Below are 19203 nucleotides of genomic sequence, written 5' to 3' on the forward strand. Positions count from 1 at the left end.
TGGGCCTGCCCCTTGGGCGATGATCACGTGCCGCTCCTGGCGGTGTTCCTCATGGACTCCAGGTTGGCCGCGCCCAGCCAGTAGAACAGCCCGCCGGCGATGATGAACGCCGCCAGCATGTAGAAGATCCAGTGCGCCGGGTGGCTGGCCAGGAGCATGCCGCAGAGTATCGGGCCCAGGGCGCCGCCGAGGTTGGAGAGGTTCTGCGCGCCGTAATACAGGCCTCGCAGGTGTTCGGGGGCGATCAGGTCGATGAACATGTACTCGGCGGGAAATACGATGATTTCCCCCAGGGTGAACACCACCATCGACAGCACCCACAGCGCCAGGCTGGTGGCCAGGCCGAAGCCGCTGACCCCCAGCAGGAACAGGCCCAGCCCCAGCGCCAGCCAGCGGCTCAGGTGGCGCTGGGTAATCCTGCGGCCGATGGCGTATTGCAGGGCGATCACCAGCAGCGCATTGGTCGCCACCAGGGTGCTGATGATGCGATAGGTGTCCTGGGCCGAGGTGGTGACCACCAGGTACTGCGACAGGTACGCCGAGAACTGGCCAAAGACCACGGCGCTGAGCAGGCCGCCCAGGGTGAAGCACACCAGGCGGTAATCCCTTAGCAGCTGTTTGCCCAGGGCCGCGAAGGATAGCGGCGCTGGCGTCGGGCCGGCGGCGTTCAGCTGTCTGTCGCCCCAGCGCATATGGATCGCCAGGAACCCGGCGCCCAGGGCGGCGGAGATCAGGAACGGCAGGCTGATGTCCAGGCGCGCCAGCCCGGCGCCGAGGAACGGGCCCACGGCGTAGCCGATATTGGTCAGGGTGTATTTGATCGAGAAGGCTTCGCTGCGCTGTTCCACCGACAGGCGCTGGGCAAAGCCGGCCTTGATCGCGATGTCGATCACCGCATAGGCCAGGTTGACCATCACCAGGCACAGGTAGAACAGCCACAGCTGGTGTGCACCGAAGGCGCCGATGAAGCCCAGGGTGAACAGCGCGCAGCAGGCCAGGATCAGCCGGTAGCTGGGCGTGCGGTCCACCAGGAAACCACCGTAGAGGCTCAGCAGCGAGCCGAGGATCATGCTGCTGCCGATCACCAGGCCGATGTCGCTCACTTGCAGGCCGAAAGCACTGCTCAGGTAGATCACCAGGTAGGGCAGGGTGATTGCCCGGGCCAGGGTCAGCACCAGGGTGCCGGCCAGCAGCAGGTTGATTGCTTTCGGGTAGCTGTGCCTCATCGGTCTGTAACGGCGTTTTTGAGAATGGCAGCCAGCTTACTGGGGAATCTGGTTCTGTTTTATGATGTTTTTTACCCAGTGAATGGAATCAGATTCATGAATAAGAGGCGCCGATGTTTTCTTCCGAACGCTTGAAGGGGATCGATGTGTTTGTCTGCGTGGCCGACTGCGGCAGCTTCAAGGCCGCCGCCGAACGGCTCAACCTTACGGCTTCCGCCGTCAGCAAGGCCATCGCCCGGCTGGAAGGGCGCCTGCAGGCGCGGCTGTTCCAGCGCACCACCCGCAGCCTGGCGCTGACCGACGCGGGCACGGCCTTCTACCGCACCTGCAGCGGGGTGCTGGCAGACCTGGAAGAGGCCGAGCTGGCGCTGAACGCGGAAAACTCCGAGCTGCGGGGGCGGGTGCGCATCGACCTGCCCGGGACCTTCGGCCGCTCCCAGGTGCTGGGCGCCGTCCTGCGCTTTGCCCGGGAGCATCCGGGCTTGCAGCCGCACATCACCTTTTCCGCTCCCGGTGTCGAGCCGCTTGAAGCCGGTGCGGACATCGCCGTGCGCCTTGGCGGCTCGGGACAGTGGCCGGCGGCGCTGGGGCACCGCTGCCTGGGCCGCGAATGGCACCTGTTCTGCGCCTCGCCCGACTACCTGCGCAGCCATGGCGTGCCGCTGACCGACCAGGACCTTGAGCGCCATCAGTGCATTGCCTATGGCTGGGTGGATGGCCGGGTCAGCCCCTGGAACTTCGCCAGCGGCCGCCCGGGCGAGAGTGAGCGCCGGGTGATGTCCGCCAGTTGCGTGGTGGGCGATGGCGAGGGGCTGTTGATGGCGGTGCAGCAAGGCTACGGCATTGCGCAATTGCCTTCCTGGCTGGTCAAGCGCCAGTTGGAGGACGGAAGCCTGGTGGAGGTGCTGCCGCAATGGGCCAGCGAAGGGCAGGCGATCCATCTGCTGTGGCTGAAAAGCCGGCAGGGGTTGCCCAAGGTCAGTGCATTGCTGGAGATGCTGGAACGGAATCTGCGGGGATAAGGATGAGAAAAAATGGCAGGGGCGGCTGGATTCGAACCAACGCATGGCAGGATCAAAACCTGCTGCCTTACCGCTTGGCGACGCCCCTGTAGCTGTTTCGACGTTACTTGCCTGAACTGCCGGCCCGGGGAGGGCCGCTGCAAGAACGGGCGCAAATTTATCAACTTATCGGCGGGCTGGGAAGCCCCCTGGTGAAAAAAATGAGTTTGAAAACAGCTGCTTAGTCTTTTTCAGGGCGATTTTATCCGTCCCGGGGTTCAAGGGACCAGGTAGCCGGGCTGTGAATCCTTCAGCGGCCGGGCCATGTCCAGTGCGCGGCGGATGGCCCGCAACTCCGCCCCTTCAAGGGCGCGCCGGCCAAATTGATAGTCGTCGCCCCCCGGGCCCAGGTGCACCGAAAGCAGCCCGAACAGCTGCTCGCCCACTGCTTCGATGAACATTTCCATATAGCTTTCGTAACGGCCGTAGGCGCACAGGTAGATCAGCCCCTGGACCTCGGCGCGCTCGCACTCGTGGATGTCATCCCAGGTCAGGCAACTGCCCTGTTCGCCACTGATCAGCGGCAGGTGCCAGGCGTTCGGTGCGAGCGGTTGGGCGCGCAGGGCCTCCGGTAGCGGCTGGCAGGACAGCACCTGGAAGCGGTACCTGAGCCTGCCGTGGTGGTTGGCATGCCGTGGCGCGGGCGGCTCGGCGGCCGGGCCGGTGATCCGCACGTGCAGCAGGTGGCTCAGGGCGATTTCCGAGGGTTGCTCGTTCCAGCCATTGAGGTCCGCCAGCGGCGGGCACCAGATCAGTTGCAGGGTTTCACCGAGCACGATGCCGTCCTGGCGTTGGAAGAAGGCCGAGCTTTGCTCGCCCACCACTGGCAGCAGGTCGCGCAGCTGCAAGGTCGGCGCGCCGTAGTCGATGCCAAGGTCGGTGGACCAGAACAGGGGGGTGCAGGTTCTCAGGGTTGCCGGCATGGACGCGAGCCTGTGATGGGGAGGGGGAGGATTCTTCGGTAACTGGCGCCGGATGTCACCTCTGTCTGACTCAATCGGCTACATCCGCTGGCTCAATGTGACCGTGACAGCCCGCTGCCGCGCACTAGTATAGGGAGCCTTGGGCAAGACCTATAAGAACAGCAGAAGGACACACACGCATGCGACGCTGGAACGGCTGGGGGGATGCATCCACGGTGGTCGAATTGCCGGCCCAGGGCGCGGGGTTTCTCGCCGAGCGCCTGGGGCCGGGACGCAGGTTGCCGGAGGCGACCCTGGAGCAGGCCCTGGCCCGGGTGCCGGCATCGCGCCTGCAAGCCCATGACTTGTACAGCATCAGCGCCGAGGACCGGCTGCTGCACGCCCGCGGCCAGAGCCTGGCGGACTGGCTGGCGCTGCGCGAGGGCGAGCTGGGGGCCTACCCGGACGCCGTGGCGTTCCCGGAAACCGCCGAACAGATCCGCCAGCTGCTGGCCCTGGCCGAGGACCGCGACCTGTGCCTGATTCCCTACGGCGGGGGCACTTCGGTGGCCGGGCACATCAACCCCGGCTGGTCCGAGCGGCCGGTGCTGACGGTGTCCCTGGCGCGCATGAGCCGCCTGCTGGACCTGGACGAAGACAGCCTGCTGGCGACCTTCGGTCCCGGGGCCAGTGGCCCTCAGGTGGAAAGCCAGCTGCGGGCCCGGGGCTACACCCTGGGGCACTTTCCCCAGTCCTGGGAACTGTCGACCCTGGGCGGCTGGGTCGCCAGCCGTTCCAGCGGCCAGCAGTCGTTGCGCTACGGGCGCATCGAGCAGCTGTTCGCCGGCGGCACCTTGGAAACCTTTGCCGGGCCAATGCCCATCGCTACCTTTCCGGCGTCCGCCGCCGGGCCGGACCTGCGCGAGGTGGTGCTGGGCAGCGAAGGGCGCTTCGGGATCATTTCCGAGGTCAAGGTGCGGGTCAGCCGCCTGCCCGATGACGAACGTTTCTACGGGGTGTTCCTGCCCGACTGGCAGCAGGCCCTGCAGGCGGTGCGCGCCCTGGCCCAGGCCCGGGTGCCGCTGTCGATGCTGCGCCTGTCCAATGCCCTGGAGACCGAAACCCAGCTGGCCCTGGCCGGCCACCCGACGCAGATCGCCTGGCTGGAAAAGTACCTGGCCTTGCGCGGCGCCGGGGCGGGCAAGTGCCTGTTGACCTTCGGCGTGACCGGCAACCGCCGGCAGAATGCCCTGTCCCTGCGCCAGGCGCGCCAGCACCTGAAGGCTTTCGGCGGGGTGTTCACCGGCACCCTGCTGGGCAAGAAATGGGCGCAGAACCGCTTTCGCTTTCCCTACCTGCGCGAAAGCCTGTGGAACGCCGGCTACCTGGTGGACACCCTGGAGACCGCCACTGACTGGAGCAATGTCGACCGCCTGCTGCAACGCATCGAGCAGAGCCTGCGTGACGGCCTGGCCGCCGAGGGCGAGCAGGTGCATGTGTTCACCCACCTGTCCCATGTCTATGGCGAAGGGTCGAGCATCTACACCACCTACGTGTTCCGCCCGGATGCCCAGTACCCGGCGACCCTGGCCCGCTGGCAGGCGCTCAAGCACGCTGCCAGCCAGACCATCGTCAACCACCGCGGCACCATTAGCCACCAGCACGGCGTGGGCAAGGACCATGCGCCGTACTTGCTGCGGGAGAAGGGCCCGCTGGCCATCGATGCGCTGCAGGCCCTGAGCCGCCACTTCGACCCGGCCGGGCGCCTCAACCCCGGCACCCTTTTGGAGCCCCGTGAACCATGAGCCAGGACTGGAATGCCCAGTGGCGCCAACAGGCGCTGCCCGGGCTGGCGGCGCAAGCCTGGGACCTGATCGTGATCGGCGGCGGCATCAGCGGCGCCGGCATCCTGCGCGAAGCGGCGCGGCGCGGCTGGCGCTGCCTGCTGCTGGAACAGCGAGACTTTGCCTGGGGCACCTCCAGCCGCTCCTCGAAGATGGTCCATGGCGGCTTGCGCTATATCGCCAAGGGCCAGTGGCGCCTGACCCGGGATTCGGTGCGCGAGCGCCAGCGCCTGTTGCAGGAGGCCCCGGGGCTGGTGGAGCCCATGAGCTTCCTGATGCCCCATTACCGCGGCAAGTTTCCCGGGCCCAGGGTGTTCGGCAGCCTGCTGGGTGTGTATGACGCCCTGGCCGGGCGGCGCAACCATCGCTTCCACGATGCCCGGCAGCTGGCTTTCCTGGCCCCCGGGGTCAAGGAGCCGGGGCTGTTGGGGGGTACCAGTTTTCTCGACGCCCTGACCGACGATGCGCGGCTGGTGATGCGGGTGCTGGCCGAGGCCCGGGCCGATGGCGCCCAAGTGTTCAACGGCGTTCGGGTCACCCGCCTTTTGCGCGAGAACGGGCGGGTCTGCGGGGTGCAGATCGAGGACAGTGAAGGCGGGCAGCCGCAGCAGGTGCGCTGCGCGGCCGTGGCGGTCGCTACCGGCGCCTGGGCCGAGCGCTTGCGCCCGGCTGACCGCGTGCGCCAGCTGCGGCCCTTGCGCGGCAGCCATCTGCTGCTGCCGGGCTGGCGCTTGCCGGTGGCCCAGGCCTTCAGCTTCATGCATGCCGAGGATGGCCGGCCGGTGTTCGTCTTCCCCTGGGAGGGCGCCACCGTGGTCGGCACCACCGACCTGGATCACCGCGATGACCTGGACCAGAGCGCCAGCATCAGCCAGGAAGAGCTTGAGTACCTGCTGGCCGCCTGCGCCCAGCAGTTTCCCCAGGCCCTGATCACTGCCGGCGACGTGCTGTCGACCTGGGCCGGGGTGCGCCCGGTGGTGGCCAGCAGCGACGGCCAGCAGGGCAAGCCTTCCAATGAAACCCGCGAGCATGTGCTGTGGCAGGAACCCGGCTGCGTGACCCTGGCCGGCGGCAAGCTCACCACCTTCCGGCCCCAGGCCATCGAAGTGCTGCAGGCCTGCGGAGCGATGCTCGGGCGTGAAGTGGTGGACGACGGCGCCCCGGTCTTCACGCCTGTGGCGCCCCTGGAGATCCCCGGCCTGAGCGGCGCCCAGGTGCGGCGCCTGGCTGGCCGCCACGGCCGCCATCTGCCGCGGCTGGCGCAGTGGGTGGCGACCCTGGGCGGCGATTGCGTCGGCGCCAGCGACACCCTGTGGGCCGAGCTGGCGTTTGCCGCCGAGGCGGAAATGGTCCTGCACCTGGACGACCTGCTGCTGCGCCGTACCCGCATCGGCCTGCTGCTGGCCGAGGGCGCCGCCCAGTACCTGCCGGCCATCCGCCGCCTGTGCCAGCCGCAGCTGGGCTGGGACGACGAGCGCTGGCAGGCCGAGGAACAGCGCTACCGGGCCCTGTGGCAACGCCATCACAGCCTGCCGCCACTCGCCTAACGATGCTCAACCAAGAGAGCCCCATGGATAACCACAACAACAATAAGCAGGACTACCTGCTGGCCATCGATAACGGCACCCAGAGCGTTCGTGCGCTGCTGTTCGACCTCAAAGGCAACCTGCTGGGCAAGGGCAAGGTGGAGCTTGAAGCCTATTTTTCCAGCCGGCCCGGCTGGGCCGAACAGCACCCGGACTACTACTGGGCCAAGCTCGGCGAAGCCTGCCAACTGCTCTGGCAGCAGACCGGCATCGACCGTTCGCAGATCCGCGGCGTGTCCCTGACCACCCAGCGCGGCACCCTGATCAACGTCGATGCCCAGGGCCGCGCGCTGCGCCCGGCGATCCTCTGGCTCGACCAGCGCCAGGCCGAGGTCGAAGGCAAGATCAAGGGGCCCTGGGGCTGGTTGTTCAAGTTGATCGGCGCCGAGGCCACGGTGGATTATTTTCGCGCCCAGGCCGAGGCCAACTGGGTGGCTCAGGAACAGCCCGAGGTGTGGGCCGCCACCGACAAGTTCCTGTTGCTCTCGGGCTTTCTCACCCATCGCCTGACCGGCAATTTCGTCGACTCGGTGGGCTGCTGCGTGGCCTACCTGCCGTTCGACTACAAACGCCTGCGCTGGGCCGCCCCCAGTGACTGGAAGTGGCAGGCCCTGGCGGTGCGCCAGGAGCAGTTGCCGACCCTGCTCAAGCCCGGGGAAACCCTGGGCCGGATCACCGCCGAGGCCAGCCGCCATACCGGCATACCCGAAGGCTTGCCGCTGATTGCCGCGGGTGCCGACAAGGCCTGCGAAGTGCTGGGCTCGGGCGTCCAGGACTCGACCACCGCCTGCCTGTCCTACGGCACCACGGCCACCATCACCACCACCCGTTCGCGCTACCTGGAGGTAGTGCCTTTGATACCGCCGTACCCGGCGGCGGTGCCGGACCACTACAACTGCGAGGTGATGATCTTTCGCGGCTACTGGATGGTCAGCTGGTTCAAGCAGCAGTTCGGCCTGCGCGAAGTGCAGCAGGCGGCGGAGCAGGGGCTGGAGCCGGAGCAGCTGTTCGACGCCCTGGTCCAGGCGGTGCCGCCCGGGTCCATGGGCCTGACCCTGCAACCCTACTGGTCGCCGGGCATCCGCGAGCCGGGCATGGAAGCCAAGGGGGCGATGATCGGCTTTGGCGACGTGCACACCCGGGCGCACATCTACCGGGCCATTCTCGAAGGCCTGGCCTATGCCCTGCGCCAGGGCATGGAGCGCATCGAAAAGCGCTCCAGGCTGAAGATCAGCCGCCTGCGGGTGGCCGGCGGTGGCTCCCAGAGCGACGCGGCCATGCAACTGACGGCGGACATCTTCGGCCTGTCGGTGGAGCGGCCCCATGTCTATGAAGCCTCGGGGCTGGGTGCGGTGATCGCCTGCGCAGTGGGCCTGGGGCTGTACCCGGACTTCGCCACGGCCATCAGTGCCATGACCCGGGTTGGCGCAGTGTTCGAGCCCCAGCCCCAGGCGCAGCAGATGTACCAGCGGCTGTACAGCGAGGTCTACCTGCGCATGTACCGCCAGCTCAAGCCGCTGTACCAGAGCATTCGCGAGATTACCGGTTACCCGGCTTAGCGAAAGCGCCGGCCAGCGGCCGGCAGGGGGGGGCGAACCTCTGCGGGGTAAAAAGTTCTTCCAGGCGCCAGGGCTGATCTATCGTGATCAAGGGGCAGGGCCCCTTCGACCCCCACGCCTGCGAGACGAGCATGAACCGCCAGGAAGCGCTGAACATCCTGTGGAAGCGACTGTTCCTCATCTTTGTGCTGCTATTGGCGGCATCCCTGGTGTCGGTGGCCATGGCCGATGGCTACACCATTCCCTCGGTGGTGTTCATTGCCGGCAACATCGGCGGCTATGTCGGTTTTCACCGCCAGCTTTCCAGCCTCAGCGAGGAGGAAATCATCGGCCTGTGCAGTTCCTGGTTCAGCCTGGTGCTGCCGTCATTCATCGGCGGCATCCTCGCGGGGCTGCTGTATATCCTGTTCATTTCCGGGGTGGTGCAAGGGGAGCTGTTTCCAAAGATCGTCGCCGATGAAACCTGTCGCTACAGCGAGAACAGCTTCTATGTGATCTTCTGCCAGCACGCCGGTGGCTATGCCGCCTACGCCAAGCTATTGTTCTGGTCCTTTGTCGCGGGGTTCAACCAGAACTACGTGGTGGACCTGATCGACAACATCAAGGGCAGCCAGAAGACGGAGAATCAGCCATGAGTGAACAGAGCAAAGGGCCGGCGTCGTACTTCCCCTCCATTGAAAGGCACTACGGCCAGCCCATCGGGTACTGGCTGGAGCTGCTGGCAACGGTCGACGGCAAAAAGCATATGGAACTGGTGGCCTGGCTCAAGACCGAACACGGCATGGGCCATGGCCACGCCAATGCCCTGGTGGCGCACTTCCTGGCGGCCAGCAAGGGCCGCTAGTCCCCCGGTGCGCCATTCTTCGCCAGTGAAAGCCTGACTGCCGACATCCGCTTTCCTGGCGAAAAAAGCCAAATTCCCCTGTGTTCTCTTCGTTCTTTCCTACGTCGCACCTTGCATTGCCCTCTTTCTGCCTGTCGGAGTTTTCTCGATGTCTTCGCCAAAATCCTTGCCCACGGCCCTGTTGGGCCTGGCCCTGGCCTGCCCGGCATTTGCCGAAACCCGTGCCGTGGAGCTGGCTCCGGCGCAGGTCCTGGGGCAGGAACAGGGCGGTGAGGGGCAGCCGGCGCAGGAGGCCTCGGCGCGGCTGGCCCAGGTGCCCGGCGGCACCAATGTGGTGGACATGCGCCGCCCGCTGCAGGGCCGGGTGGCCAGCAACCAGGATGTGCTGGCCTACCAGCCCGGGGTCTATGCCCAGTCGGCGGGCAACGAAGGGGTGAAGATCTCGATCCGCGGCTCGGGCATCAACCGCGCGCCGGGTGCCCATGCCTCGGGGCTGTATACGATGCTCGACGGCTTGCCCCTGACCGGCCCCGGTGGCACGCCCTATGAATTGCTGGAGCCCTTGTGGGTCGACCACGTGGAAGTGCTGCGCGGCGCCAACGGGTTCGACCGTGGCGCCCTGGCCCTGGGTGGCGCCATCGATTACGTCAGCCACACCGGCTATGACGCACCGCTGTTGCAGGTACGCTACGCCACCGGTAGCCACGGTTATCAGCAGCGTCAGGTCAGTTCCGGGCAAGTGCTGGGGGATTTCGACTATTACGTGTCACTGACCGACTCCAATGCCGACGGCTACCAGGATCACACCCGCAGCCAGAGCAAGGGGCTGATCGGCAACTTCGGCTACCGCTTCAACCCGAACCTGGAAACCCGCTTCTACCTGCGCTACCGCGAGACCGACAACGATCTGGCCGGGCGCGTGACCAAGCGCTCCATCGAACACGACCCGCGGGCGGCCAACCCGGCCTACGTCAGCCGCGACGACCGGCGCAAGCAGCCGGGCAGTACCTTTGTCGGCAACAAGACCACCTATTACCTGGACGACGATTCGAGTATCCAGGCCGGGCTGGTGTACCACGACTACCCCATGGACCTGCGCGAAGGCCCCAACCGCCTGAAGGTGGCCTACAGCGACGTCAGCGGCACCCTGGACTACAAGCGCCGCGACAGCCTCTGGGGCCTGGAAAGCCGCAGCACCCTGGGCCTGCGGGTGACCAAGCACCTGCCCAATGACGGTGCCAGCGAGTTCGTGCGGATTCCCACCGGCAATACCGCGAACTACGCGCCGGGCACGCGGATCCGCAACTTCACTTACCAGGGCTCGGACACCGTCCTGCACGTTGGCAATGACCTGGAGATCGCCGACGACCTGTGGCTGACCACCGGGCTGGCGGCCATCTACACCCGCCGCGAAAGCGCGGTGACCTACCCCGAGGGCGGCGGCAAGACCAGCCTTGGCGACTGGGACTACGCGCCGCGCCTGGGCCTGCGCTACCAGTTGAACCCGGATCTGCAACTGTTCGCCAACCTCAGCCGCTCGGTGGAAGCGCCACACCCCTGGTCGCTGATCTATAGCTCGAACCTGCGTTTTCCGAAAACCAGCGGCGTCGCTTACGGTGCTCAAAGCAATCCGGTCAAGCTGCGCAATCAGACCGCTACCACCCTGGAACTGGGCGGGCGCGGCGACAGCAGCCTGGGCCAGTGGAGCCTGGCCTGGTACTACGCCCAGGTGCGCCACGAACTGCTTTCGGTGCTGCCGGATGCCAACGCCACCACGCCTTACGAACTCAACGCCAGCCCCACCGTGCACCAGGGCGTGGAAGCCAGCCTGCAGAGCGAGCTGTGGTCGCGCCCGGGCGTCGGCCGCCTGAGCTTGCGCCAGGCCTATACCTTCAGTGATTTCCACTACCGCGACGATCAGCGTTTCGCCGACAACCGCCTGCCGGGCCTGCCCATGCACTACTACCAGGGCGAGCTGCGCTACGACTGGCCCCTGGGCTTCTTCGCCGCGGTCAATACCCAGCTGGTGTCCAAGGTGGCGGTGGATTACGCCAACAGCTACTACGCCGATCCCTATGCGCTGTTCGGCGCCACCCTGGGCTACAACGCGCCGAAGAACGACTGGCAGACCTGGGTCGATGTGCGCAACCTGACCGACAAGCGCTACGCCGCTACCGTGACCCCGGGCTATGACGACAAGGGGCTGGACGCGGCGCGTTCAACGCCGGGGGAGGGGCTGGGGGTGTACCTGGGGGTGTCCTGGAGCCTGCGCTGAAAGCAGGGCCGCGAGCGAGCCGACACCCGCCAATGAAAGTGCCCGCAGCAGCGGGCACCTGGTTCATGCCGGGCGGTGTCAGCCCGGGCGGCAGTGATTTACCACTGGCCCGAGAACACGCAGGTCAGCGCTTCGATGGCGCTGAACTTCCACAGCGAGTCGCCGCAGTCGCTGGCAAAGGCGTGGGCGTTGGAGGCGGTGAGGGCCAGGGCGATGGCCGAGGCATAGACGATTTTCTTGAGCGACATGGGAAAACTCCTTGTTATGAATCCGCACGTTCTTGTAGGCGCCGTCCTGAAGGGGGGGCTGCTGCGGACTATAGGCCCGTGCTGCCCCCGGCACTATTAGCCCGAATGTGCTAATGGCCCATGCGCATCACTGTGCCGCCCGGCCCAGGCTCAGTTGCGAAAATACAGCTCGTCCAGCTGCCGCCGGCGTATCACCAGGTACTCCTCCCAGACCTTGGGGAAATCCTCGTCCCGGGTCAGGGGGAAGGTCAGGTAGTAAGTCCGACCGCTGACACTGATGTACTCCCGCACCCGCTTGTACGCCGGCTGTTCCAGCAGCGAGATGTATTCGTCATAGGCGTAGTGGTAGTGGGAAATCGTCACCCGATGGGGCGCGATCATGCAGCGGGAGAAGTCGATCACCCAGCCATGGCTCATGTCGCTGCCCAGGTAGCCGTAGACCCCATCCTCGGAGAGGCTGATGGCTTTTCGTGCCTGTACCCCATCCTCATCGTTGACCAGCACGATCTGGCTTTCGAAATAGCGGATGGCCTGTTGCTCGGGGCCGCGCAACTGCAGGTTCCAGCCGACGGCGCCCATGCGGAACTCGCCCTGCTCGGTGAATTCGGCGGTCCAGCCGTTGGCAAGGCTAATGCGGTGTGTGGTCATTGTCGTCCTGGTGATGGCTGTCCCTGAAGGCTGGGGATTGTACGTCAGCCGCTGTGCGAAGCGGCAGGGCCCGTGGCGCCCGGTCAGTCATGCCAGCATGCGAGCTGTCCTGTGACTGTGGCCGTGCCCTGTGGCTAGTTCGCCAGTGCGTGGCGCAGATGCGCCAGGGCCCGGGTTTCGACCTGGCCCTGGTCGCTCCCCGGACTGAAGACCGCGCAGCAGGCGCTGGTGCCGGCGACGTTGGCGCGATAGACCGCCAGCGTGCTGCCGGGGCCGCTGCCGGTGTGGCCGTAGAGCGTCAGGCCAGACTCGACAGTGCCCACCATCAGGCCCATGGCATAGCCGGGAGCGACCCAGGGCCGGCCGGCCATCGGCCCGCCCAGAACCTGGGCCTGCTGCATGCCTGCCAGCAGTGCCGGGGGCAATAGCGCGCCGCTCAACAGCCGATCCAGCAGCAGCGCCGCCTCCGCCAGGGGCCCCACCAGCAGGCCGTGGTAGACCCAGCCGGGGTGGTAGTCGCCCAACTGGCCCAGGTCCACATCCCGCAGGTCTTCGCGGGTCACGGCGAGGCGTGTGCGGGACAGGCCCAGGGGCGCCAGTACCCGTTGTTGCAGGGCAAGGTGCAGGGGCAGGTCCGTTGCCTGCTGGATCAGCTGCGCCACGAACAGGTAGCCCACATTGGAGTAGCGCCACTGGCTGCCGGGGGCGTAGCGCAGGCGGCTGGCATCCAGGCGCTGCAGCATCTGTGCGCCGGGCCATGCATCCTCGTTGCGCAAAACCGCGTCGTGGTAGTCGCTCAGCTCGCTGTAGTCCGCCAGCCCGGCCTGATGCCGCAGCAACTGGCGCAGGGTGAAGGGGCCCTGGGGCAGCGGCTCATCCAGCCCCAGCAGGCCGTCGCGCACCAGGGTCAGGGCCGCTGCGCTAAGCACAGTCTTGGTGAAGCTCCACCAGGGCACCAGTGGCTGGGGTTGCTGTGGGGCCAGTGGTTGGCCGTTGTGGATCAGGGCATGAAGCACGGAGGGGATGTCCTTGATGGGCTGTGTTGCCGCGCGCTGTTGGGTCAATCAGGCCGTGAGCGGCCCTGCAGGGTACGGCATAATGCGCGGCCGTTTTGGCTAAACCTAGGAATTGATCAGGAGGATCAGGCTGGCTATGTACAGACTTGGGCACATGATAGACAACCAGTGGGTCGAGCACAGTTATCCGCCGGTATTCGTGGTGGCCCCCATTGGCGAGGGGCAGCGCGTGGTGGCGGGCGTTCCAGGCTCGGACCCGCAGGTCCTGCTCAGCCTGCTGGGCTGCCTGGCCGAACCGCTGGTGCTGCTGTTCGTGCTGCACACGCCCCGGGACGAATCGCAAGCCGGACGCTACTGGAGCCCGCAGCTGTCGCGTGAGGACGTTCAGGATTTCATCTACGACTTCAAGCCACTGCTCTGTGGCGACAGCCGTTTCGACCTGTGGGTCCACTCGCCCGAGCAACAGGCCACCGTGGTCTGGGACCGGCACAACCTGATCTATGGCTACGGGCCGCTGGAAGACTACGCCACGGCCCTGCGCGCGCTGGGCTTCGGCCATGGCGAGCCGCAGTTGCCCGTGCCCCATACCCACCACTACCACCCGCAGCTGGACGACCTGTGCCGGCAGTTGCTCACCCACTTCGATTGGCAGCACTCGCCATTGCGGTCAGAGGATGAGCAGTGAGGGAGTGAGGTTAAGTCCAGGGCTTGAAGACCCAGGGCCGGAGCCGGCATGAGGGGGGAAACGCCCGGATCAGGCTTGAATCGGCTGGCCGATGCAGCGCTGGAAGAGCTGTTCCATAGGCTCCAGGTGGCCGTTGAGAGCCAGGTGGTTGTCTGAGCCAGGTGCAGGCAAGTCAAATGGCAAGTGGATTACCCGCGGCGTGAATCGGGGCCGTTGCGGCCCCGGTCCCGGTTTGTCACTGGCCGCTATGCAAGGCCGGCGTGCGCGGTGGTATCAGGCGCTTGCTGCCGGTGGCCTCAAAGGCCGAAGCCAGGCGCAGCAGGCTCGAGTCGTCATAGGCGCGCCCGGCGAAGGTCAGCCCCACCGGCATGCCGATGTCCGCCATCACCCCCATGGGCACGGTAACGGTGGGCACCCCCAGGTGGCGGATGGCGAGGTTGCCGTTGGCCACCCACACGCCATTGCTCCAGGCGATGTCTGCCGACTCGGGATTGATATCGGCATCGGCCGGGCCAACGTCGGCCACGGTGGGGAACAGCACGGCGTCCAGCCCCAGGCGGTCCATCCAGTCTTCCAGGTCGATGCGCCGGGTCTGTTCCAGGCCGCGCAGGCCGTCGGCCAGGGTGGCGATCTGGTCCCAGGTCTTGAGCCCGCGCTTGGCCATGTTCACGTATTCGTCCATGCCGGCGGCCAGGTCGTCTTCGCGGTTGGGCAGGGTACCGGGGTCGTGGGGGAAGATCTGCGGCCCGTCGACATCCGCCAGGCGGTTGAGCTTGGGGTCGTCGTTGGCCCGCAGGAAGTCGTCGAAGGCCCAGCCCGAGAGCTCCCACAGCTCGTCGTGGAGGAACTCCTTGCTGACCAGGCCGCGGTTGTACACGGTCGGCGCGCCGGGGCGGTCGCCCTCGCAGTTGGACACCAGGGGGAAGTCCACTTCCAGCACTTGCGCGCCGGCGGCCTCCAGGGCCTGGCGCGCCTGTTCCCAGAGGCTGATCACCGAGGGCCGGGTATGGATGCGCTGGCCGGTGGGGCCGCCGATGCCCGGTTTCTCGCTGGTGCCGGCCTCAGGGTCGGCATTGATGTACATGCGCGGCACGCCAAGGCGCTTGCCCTTGAGCGCCGCGGCGCCGGCCGCCAGTTGCGGGTAGGAGGCCGGGCGCACCGAAGCGACGCTGGGGATCGGCACCCAGGGCTGCAGGCGCCACAGGTCGCCGCGGGTGTCCGGGTCTTCGGCCACCACCACGTCCAGCACTTCCAGGAGGTCGGCCATGGTCCGGGCAAAAGGCACCACCACGTCCATGGTCGGGGTCAGCGGCCAGTTGCCGCGCACCGAGATCACCCCGCGCGACGGGGTGTAGGCGCACAGCCCGTTGTTGGAGGCCGGGCCACGGCCGCTGGACCAGGTTTCCTCGGCCAGGCCGAAGGCGGCGAAGCTGGCGGCGGTGGCGGTGCCGGCGCCATTGGACGAGCCCGAGGCGAAGGGCGCGGTCAGGTAAGCGGCGTTATAGGGGCTTTCGGCGCGGCCATACACGCCACGCTGCATGCCGCCGTTGGCCATGGGTGGCATGTTGGTCTTGCCCAGGCAGATGGCCCCGGCAGCCCGCAGGCGCTCGATGGTGAAGGCGTCGCGGTAGGCCACCAGCTCGGCGAAGGCCGGGCTGCCGGAAGCAGCCGTCAGGCCCTTGACCAGGTAGCTGTCCTTGGCGGTGTAGGGAATGCCGTCCAGCGGGCCCAGGGTCTGGCCCTTGGCGCGGCGCTCATCGGCGGCCCGCGCCTCGTTCAGCGCCTCGGGGTTGCGCACCACCACGGCGTTGAGGGCGGTGGCGGTGTTCGGGCCGTCATAGGCCTCGATCCGCGCCAGATAGGCCTGGACCAGTTCCACCGAGGTGGTCTGCCCGGATTCCAGGGCAGCGCGCAGGTGGGCAATGGAGACTTCGGTGACTTCGATCATGCTGCTACCGCCGTTGGCTGGTGGGTGATGAGGTGCAGAGGGCGCAACGGAGCGCGTGTGTTGGGGTATTGGCTGTGCATGGTGGTTCTCGTGGTACGGCTGGCACGACAAGGGTGGCATGGGAACGCTGGGGGCCTTTTTAGCATCTAGTGCGGGGCAGAGGAATCGGCTTGATGGATTATTGCTTCAGGCCAGCTGCGCCAGGGCCTGCGGGCTAGAGGTAGATCTTTCCCTCGGCGTCCCTTGCGTGAAACTGCTGCAGGAAAGCGTGGTAGTCACGATAGTCATGGAAGTCCATGCCGGCCTTGTCAGCCCGATCGTGGAGATCCCGTGGATTGGGACGAAAGATTTTCTTGATCTGGCGCATTCGCTGCACATCGATGCCGTTGAATTTTTGATCTCGCTCATAGTGGCTGTAGAGATTCTTTCCACCGACCGAGAACCCGCGGCGAGCCAGAATCCAGTCGACTTGAGCCTCTGCCTCCTCGGGATGTATGGGGAACCATTCGGAGTCACGGCCGGTGTCCAAGTGCTTGATCGGCTCTCCAAAGACCGATCTTGAATGGATGTAACGCTCGATGTCGGACAGCTCCCGGCGCGAAGTCCCGTTGGAGCACTTGGACAGTTCATAGACCGTGAACAGGGTAAGGAAAGGATTGTAGGTCTTGCCTTCGGCAATCCGTTGCTGCGGAGTTCGCTTGGTGGTCAGCCCGATCTTTGTCAGGCCCATGTCGCGGATGTCGATGGCGATATAGAGCCAGGCATACAGGGCAGGGGTGCAGTCAGCGTAGTACTCGTTGAACTGCGCTTCTTCATCGTCAAAATCGAGGTCCATCTAGCCACCTTCCTTACGGGCTGCTGAATGCAATCGCTGATTGCAAGGGCCCGCTCATGCGGGCTCCACGTTGAACTCGCCAAGGTAGTCCAGGGTTGCCGTGCTTGCGGGCAGGCGTTGATTGGCGCCGCCGGAGATCGATTTGTGGTCACCGTAAATCGACTCGCAGCCAACGATGATGAAATGGCTGTAGCCGGAGTCGACGCGCGTGCGCAGCTGCTTTTTTTCGGCGTCGCTGCGGATCAGCGATTCCAGGTATTGCGGGCCGTCTTCACTGCCGATCAGCTCGACGAAATCGGAGTCCATGTAGTACCCCAGCTCCTGTTTGAGGCCCCAGCTGGGGTTGCGTGCTTCCCAGGCGCTGAACTCGGCGTCGCTGACATCAGCCGCGGGTTCGGGCTCCCACTGTTCGAAGGCAAACCGTTCGGCCTCTGCCTGGTCCGGGAACCGGGCAGCGAACAGGTAGAAAGGAAAGTAGGCATCGGCTTCTGACATGGACGGCTAGGCTCCTTGGTTCAGATCAGGCTGGCGCGCTGCAAATGGCTGACATGACCATGGCCGGCGGCGCTCAAGCGCACGGCCAGGTCTTCCCGGGCCTGGGCCCCGCCGCTGCGCACGTACTCCAGTTCCGCGGCGGTGATCAGCACCACCGGCACCAGGGTCACGGGGGACAGCGGCATGTCTTCCAGGCGTGTCGGGAAGTCCGGGGCCGGGCCGCCCACCAGTACCCCGGCGCAGTCGTCGGCGCTGATGAAATGCGCTGGCAGTTGCTCACTCATGGCGCGGGACTGGCTGACGCCGGGCAGTTCCAGGGACAGCACCCCGTAGCGCTGCAGGCGTGCAGTGAGGCCACCGGCATCGGCCGTGGTGTTGGCCACGCAGCGCAGCAGTTCAAAAGCCCAGCTATCGGCGAACGGATAGACATCACCCACCGCACCCTGGGCATGGGGTGGGATGTCCGGGGTTTCGACGAACAGTTCCATCTCGAAACCATTGCCCAGATCATCACCTGTGACCCCATCGAACGGATCGGACAGGCCCTCGGTGGCGAGAATGATGCCGTTGTTGCGACGCACGATGCGATAGGCCTGGCGCGTGGAGGGCCAGTGCGAGCCGCCCATGAAACTGGGGCTGATGGCGAAGCCCAGGACGTCTTGCTCACAGTGGCCGACCGCTTGCCAGTGGCGATCGAGGCAGGCGGCACCGGCCTCCATCAGGGCAATGCCGGCCAGCTCTGCTTGGGTTGGCTGGTACTGGGCAAAGGGCTCCTCTGCGGCGGCCGGTTCGCCGGCGGGCAGGGTGGGCTCGGCCTTTTGTGGCGCCGGCTTTTTGAAGACACTGAGCAGTTTTTCCAGGAAATTCATCGGGCGATCCTTGCGGGGCAAGTGCGTTGCACAAGGCGCACAGCACAGGGGTAGAGAGAGGGCACATTGTGACGGGTTTGCCGTGCCCATGGAAACCGACGGATGCAAGTTGCACGAAGCCTTGCCTTGCCTGTGTGGCTACCCGAGAATCCGCCCCGGTCCGCTACCTAAGGAAAGTGATCAGCATGTCTTACCCGAAGAAGCTAAGTCCGGAGTTTTCCGGGGCACTGAGAACCTTCAGTTTCTGGGTCGCCAACGGCACCTTGGGCTATCCGTTGCTGGAAGGCGTCGACTACCGCAGTTGCCTCGGGGACGAGCCGAGCATGCTGGAGATGGCCTATGCCATTTTTGCCAATGTGCTGGAGCTGGACGAGCAGGGCGTACCGGTGAATGCCAAGTACGCCGAGCACCGGGCGGCGCAGTACATCCGACAGTATTGCGATCCGGGCTACCAGGCACGGCCGGCGTTCGAGGACTGGGAACAGGAGCTGTACGGCCCTCCCGACCGGGACGACAGCAAGCCCTGGCCAGCCGGCGTGGCCTAGGTTTTTCGACGGCTGGATACAAGCCTCGGGCACTATGGCTTCGAAACGACGAACCCCCTCATCAAGGATTATGAATGTCGCTGATTTCGCAACGTGTAGAACTGGCCCGCCAGGGTGCCAACGACAAGGTGATTTGCCGCATGGCTTCGGGCTGGGCGGTGATGGGCGATGTGCAGTTTCTTGAGGGCTATTGCCTGTTGTTGCCGGACCCGGTGGTGGCCAGCTTGAACGACCTGGATGCCCAGGCCCGGGCCACCTACCTGCTGGACATGGCCCGCATCGGCGATGCGCTGCTCGAGGCCACCGGAGCGCTGCGCATCAACTATGAAATCCTCGGCAACTCGGAGCCTGAGTTGCATTGCCATATCTTTCCCCGCTACGCCTCGGAGCCGGAAGGCAAGCGCCGGATGCCGGTGTGGTTCTACGACTGGAAGACCGCGCCGCCTTATGTCGAGGCCGAGCACGGCCCATTGCGCCAGCAGCTTGCCCGGATACTGGCTGGCCAATTGTAGGAGCGAGCTTGCTCGCGATGGTTGTTAACGAAAAACGCCGCGTTCACTGGGGGAGCGCGGCGTGCTTGAGTGCTTCGCGAGCAAGCTCGCTCCTACAAGGGGCTG

General features: G+C 65.9%; 19 protein-coding genes and 1 tRNA gene. 10 read left to right on the forward strand and 10 right to left on the reverse strand.

Annotation, left to right across the window (positions count from 1 at the left end):
• Positions 1-23 precede the first annotated feature (23 nt).
• Positions 24-1226 carry an MFS transporter gene (locus PFLCHA0_RS14115; RefSeq protein ID WP_015635441.1) on the reverse strand — a complete coding sequence of 401 codons (1203 nt, stop codon included), beginning with the start codon at positions 1224-1226 and terminating at the stop codon, positions 24-26.
• 113 nt (positions 1227-1339) lie between these two features.
• On the opposite strand from PFLCHA0_RS14115, the gene PFLCHA0_RS14120 reads away from it, so the two are divergent.
• On the forward strand, positions 1340-2248 hold the full coding sequence (locus PFLCHA0_RS14120) for a LysR family transcriptional regulator (RefSeq protein ID WP_015635442.1): 909 nt from the start codon (positions 1340-1342) through the stop codon (positions 2246-2248).
• 13 nt (positions 2249-2261) lie between these two features.
• Here the strand turns inward: PFLCHA0_RS14120 and PFLCHA0_RS14125 are convergent.
• Together PFLCHA0_RS14125 and PFLCHA0_RS14130 are read right to left on the reverse strand one after the other, a co-directional pair.
• Positions 2262-2336, reverse strand: a tRNA-Gln gene (locus PFLCHA0_RS14125).
• A gap of 169 nt (positions 2337-2505) precedes the next feature.
• Positions 2506-3210 (reverse strand): hypothetical protein, encoded by a 705-nt coding sequence (locus PFLCHA0_RS14130; protein WP_011061058.1) that lies wholly within the window; start codon positions 3208-3210, stop codon positions 2506-2508.
• Positions 3211-3389: 179 nt separating this feature from the next.
• Here PFLCHA0_RS14130 and PFLCHA0_RS14135 point away from each other — a divergent pair, with 179 nt between their 5' ends.
• The 6 genes from PFLCHA0_RS14135 (at position 3390) to PFLCHA0_RS14160 (ending at position 11297) form a co-directional block, all read left to right on the forward strand.
• Positions 3390-4994: an FAD-binding oxidoreductase gene (locus PFLCHA0_RS14135; protein ID WP_011061059.1), complete on the forward strand. Its 1605-nt coding sequence runs from the start codon at positions 3390-3392 to the stop codon at positions 4992-4994.
• Positions 4991-6580 carry a glycerol-3-phosphate dehydrogenase/oxidase gene (locus PFLCHA0_RS14140; protein WP_015635443.1) on the forward strand — a complete coding sequence of 530 codons (1590 nt, stop codon included), beginning with the start codon at positions 4991-4993 and terminating at the stop codon, positions 6578-6580. The genes PFLCHA0_RS14135 and PFLCHA0_RS14140 overlap by 4 nt, the downstream gene beginning before the upstream one ends.
• A gap of 23 nt (positions 6581-6603) precedes the next feature.
• Positions 6604-8178, forward strand: coding sequence for an FGGY-family carbohydrate kinase (locus PFLCHA0_RS14145; RefSeq protein ID WP_041752215.1), 1575 nt, complete (start codon positions 6604-6606; stop codon positions 8176-8178).
• Positions 8179-8309: 131 nt separating this feature from the next.
• Positions 8310-8813: a hypothetical protein gene (locus PFLCHA0_RS14150; protein ID WP_011061062.1), complete on the forward strand. Its 504-nt coding sequence runs from the start codon at positions 8310-8312 to the stop codon at positions 8811-8813.
• Positions 8810-9022 carry a DUF4287 domain-containing protein gene (locus tag PFLCHA0_RS14155; RefSeq protein ID WP_015635446.1) on the forward strand — a complete coding sequence of 71 codons (213 nt, stop codon included), beginning with the start codon at positions 8810-8812 and terminating at the stop codon, positions 9020-9022. The genes PFLCHA0_RS14150 and PFLCHA0_RS14155 overlap by 4 nt, the downstream gene beginning before the upstream one ends.
• Before the next feature lie 148 nt (positions 9023-9170).
• On the forward strand, positions 9171-11297 hold the full coding sequence (locus PFLCHA0_RS14160) for a TonB-dependent receptor family protein (RefSeq protein WP_015635447.1): 2127 nt from the start codon (positions 9171-9173) through the stop codon (positions 11295-11297).
• A 98-nt stretch (positions 11298-11395) separates the two neighbouring features.
• Here PFLCHA0_RS14160 and PFLCHA0_RS31830 read toward each other — a convergent pair whose 3' ends face one another.
• The 3 genes from PFLCHA0_RS31830 to PFLCHA0_RS14170 all read right to left on the reverse strand — a co-directional run bounded on the left by PFLCHA0_RS31830 (position 11396) and on the right by PFLCHA0_RS14170 (position 13227).
• Positions 11396-11545, reverse strand: coding sequence for a hypothetical protein (locus PFLCHA0_RS31830; RefSeq protein ID WP_015635448.1), 150 nt, complete (start codon positions 11543-11545; stop codon positions 11396-11398).
• A gap of 150 nt (positions 11546-11695) precedes the next feature.
• Positions 11696-12193 (reverse strand): hypothetical protein, encoded by a 498-nt coding sequence (locus PFLCHA0_RS14165; RefSeq protein ID WP_015635449.1) that lies wholly within the window; start codon positions 12191-12193, stop codon positions 11696-11698.
• A gap of 134 nt (positions 12194-12327) precedes the next feature.
• The gene (locus PFLCHA0_RS14170; protein ID WP_225368798.1) at positions 12328-13227 is read right to left on the reverse strand and encodes a serine hydrolase domain-containing protein; all 900 of its coding nucleotides are present in this window, start codon (positions 13225-13227) and stop codon (positions 12328-12330) included.
• Positions 13228-13363: 136 nt separating this feature from the next.
• Between PFLCHA0_RS14170 and PFLCHA0_RS14175 the strand changes: the two genes are divergently transcribed.
• On the forward strand, positions 13364-13894 hold the full coding sequence (locus tag PFLCHA0_RS14175) for a hypothetical protein (RefSeq protein ID WP_041752216.1): 531 nt from the start codon (positions 13364-13366) through the stop codon (positions 13892-13894).
• A 235-nt stretch (positions 13895-14129) separates the two neighbouring features.
• Here the strand turns inward: PFLCHA0_RS14175 and PFLCHA0_RS14180 are convergent, their stop codons facing one another.
• The 4 genes from PFLCHA0_RS14180 to PFLCHA0_RS14195 all read right to left on the reverse strand — a co-directional run bounded on the left by PFLCHA0_RS14180 (position 14130) and on the right by PFLCHA0_RS14195 (position 18041).
• Positions 14130-15842, reverse strand: coding sequence for an amidase (locus PFLCHA0_RS14180; RefSeq protein ID WP_041752218.1), 1713 nt, complete (start codon positions 15840-15842; stop codon positions 14130-14132).
• Between the two features lie 214 nt (positions 15843-16056).
• Positions 16057-16677 (reverse strand): GIY-YIG nuclease family protein, encoded by a 621-nt coding sequence (locus PFLCHA0_RS14185; RefSeq protein WP_015635452.1) that lies wholly within the window; start codon positions 16675-16677, stop codon positions 16057-16059.
• A gap of 54 nt (positions 16678-16731) precedes the next feature.
• On the reverse strand, positions 16732-17172 hold the full coding sequence (locus PFLCHA0_RS14190) for a hypothetical protein (protein ID WP_015635453.1): 441 nt from the start codon (positions 17170-17172) through the stop codon (positions 16732-16734).
• A 20-nt stretch (positions 17173-17192) separates the two neighbouring features.
• Positions 17193-18041, reverse strand: coding sequence for a suppressor of fused domain protein (locus PFLCHA0_RS14195; RefSeq protein ID WP_015635454.1), 849 nt, complete (start codon positions 18039-18041; stop codon positions 17193-17195).
• Between the two features lie 185 nt (positions 18042-18226).
• Between PFLCHA0_RS14195 and PFLCHA0_RS14200 the strand changes: the two genes are divergently transcribed.
• Both PFLCHA0_RS14200 and PFLCHA0_RS14205 read left to right on the forward strand, forming a co-directional pair.
• On the forward strand, positions 18227-18586 hold the full coding sequence (locus tag PFLCHA0_RS14200; RefSeq protein ID WP_015635455.1) for a DUF7677 family protein: 360 nt from the start codon (positions 18227-18229) through the stop codon (positions 18584-18586).
• Positions 18587-18660: 74 nt separating this feature from the next.
• Positions 18661-19098 (forward strand): HIT family protein, encoded by a 438-nt coding sequence (locus PFLCHA0_RS14205; RefSeq protein WP_011061074.1) that lies wholly within the window; start codon positions 18661-18663, stop codon positions 19096-19098.
• Positions 19099-19203: the final 105 nt, after the last annotated feature.

The sequence above is a fragment of the Pseudomonas protegens CHA0 genome (assembly GCF_000397205.1).
GTDB lineage: Bacteria > Pseudomonadota > Gammaproteobacteria > Pseudomonadales > Pseudomonadaceae > Aquipseudomonas > Aquipseudomonas protegens.

Coding starts and splice junctions, on each gene's coding strand:
- PFLCHA0_RS31830 (WP_015635448.1), bottom strand. CDS start 11,545: ATGTCGCTCAAGAAAATCGTCTATGCCTCGGCCATCGCCCTGGCCCTC.
- PFLCHA0_RS14200 (WP_015635455.1), top strand. CDS start 18,227: ATGTCTTACCCGAAGAAGCTAAGTCCGGAGTTTTCCGGGGCACTGAGA.
- PFLCHA0_RS14180 (WP_041752218.1), bottom strand. CDS start 15,842: ATGATCGAAGTCACCGAAGTCTCCATTGCCCACCTGCGCGCTGCCCTG.
- PFLCHA0_RS14140 (WP_015635443.1), top strand. CDS start 4,991: ATGAGCCAGGACTGGAATGCCCAGTGGCGCCAACAGGCGCTGCCCGGG.
- PFLCHA0_RS14185 (WP_015635452.1), bottom strand. CDS start 16,677: ATGGACCTCGATTTTGACGATGAAGAAGCGCAGTTCAACGAGTACTAC.
- PFLCHA0_RS14165 (WP_015635449.1), bottom strand. CDS start 12,193: ATGACCACACACCGCATTAGCCTTGCCAACGGCTGGACCGCCGAATTC.
- PFLCHA0_RS14150 (WP_011061062.1), top strand. CDS start 8,310: ATGAACCGCCAGGAAGCGCTGAACATCCTGTGGAAGCGACTGTTCCTC.
- PFLCHA0_RS14120 (WP_015635442.1), top strand. CDS start 1,340: ATGTTTTCTTCCGAACGCTTGAAGGGGATCGATGTGTTTGTCTGCGTG.
- PFLCHA0_RS14195 (WP_015635454.1), bottom strand. CDS start 18,041: ATGAATTTCCTGGAAAAACTGCTCAGTGTCTTCAAAAAGCCGGCGCCA.
- PFLCHA0_RS14190 (WP_015635453.1), bottom strand. CDS start 17,172: ATGTCAGAAGCCGATGCCTACTTTCCTTTCTACCTGTTCGCTGCCCGG.
- PFLCHA0_RS14145 (WP_041752215.1), top strand. CDS start 6,604: ATGGATAACCACAACAACAATAAGCAGGACTACCTGCTGGCCATCGAT.
- PFLCHA0_RS14160 (WP_015635447.1), top strand. CDS start 9,171: ATGTCTTCGCCAAAATCCTTGCCCACGGCCCTGTTGGGCCTGGCCCTG.
- PFLCHA0_RS14155 (WP_015635446.1), top strand. CDS start 8,810: ATGAGTGAACAGAGCAAAGGGCCGGCGTCGTACTTCCCCTCCATTGAA.
- PFLCHA0_RS14205 (WP_011061074.1), top strand. CDS start 18,661: ATGTCGCTGATTTCGCAACGTGTAGAACTGGCCCGCCAGGGTGCCAAC.
- PFLCHA0_RS14175 (WP_041752216.1), top strand. CDS start 13,364: ATGATAGACAACCAGTGGGTCGAGCACAGTTATCCGCCGGTATTCGTG.
- PFLCHA0_RS14115 (WP_015635441.1), bottom strand. CDS start 1,226: ATGAGGCACAGCTACCCGAAAGCAATCAACCTGCTGCTGGCCGGCACC.
- PFLCHA0_RS14130 (WP_011061058.1), bottom strand. CDS start 3,210: ATGCCGGCAACCCTGAGAACCTGCACCCCCCTGTTCTGGTCCACCGAC.
- PFLCHA0_RS14135 (WP_011061059.1), top strand. CDS start 3,390: ATGCGACGCTGGAACGGCTGGGGGGATGCATCCACGGTGGTCGAATTG.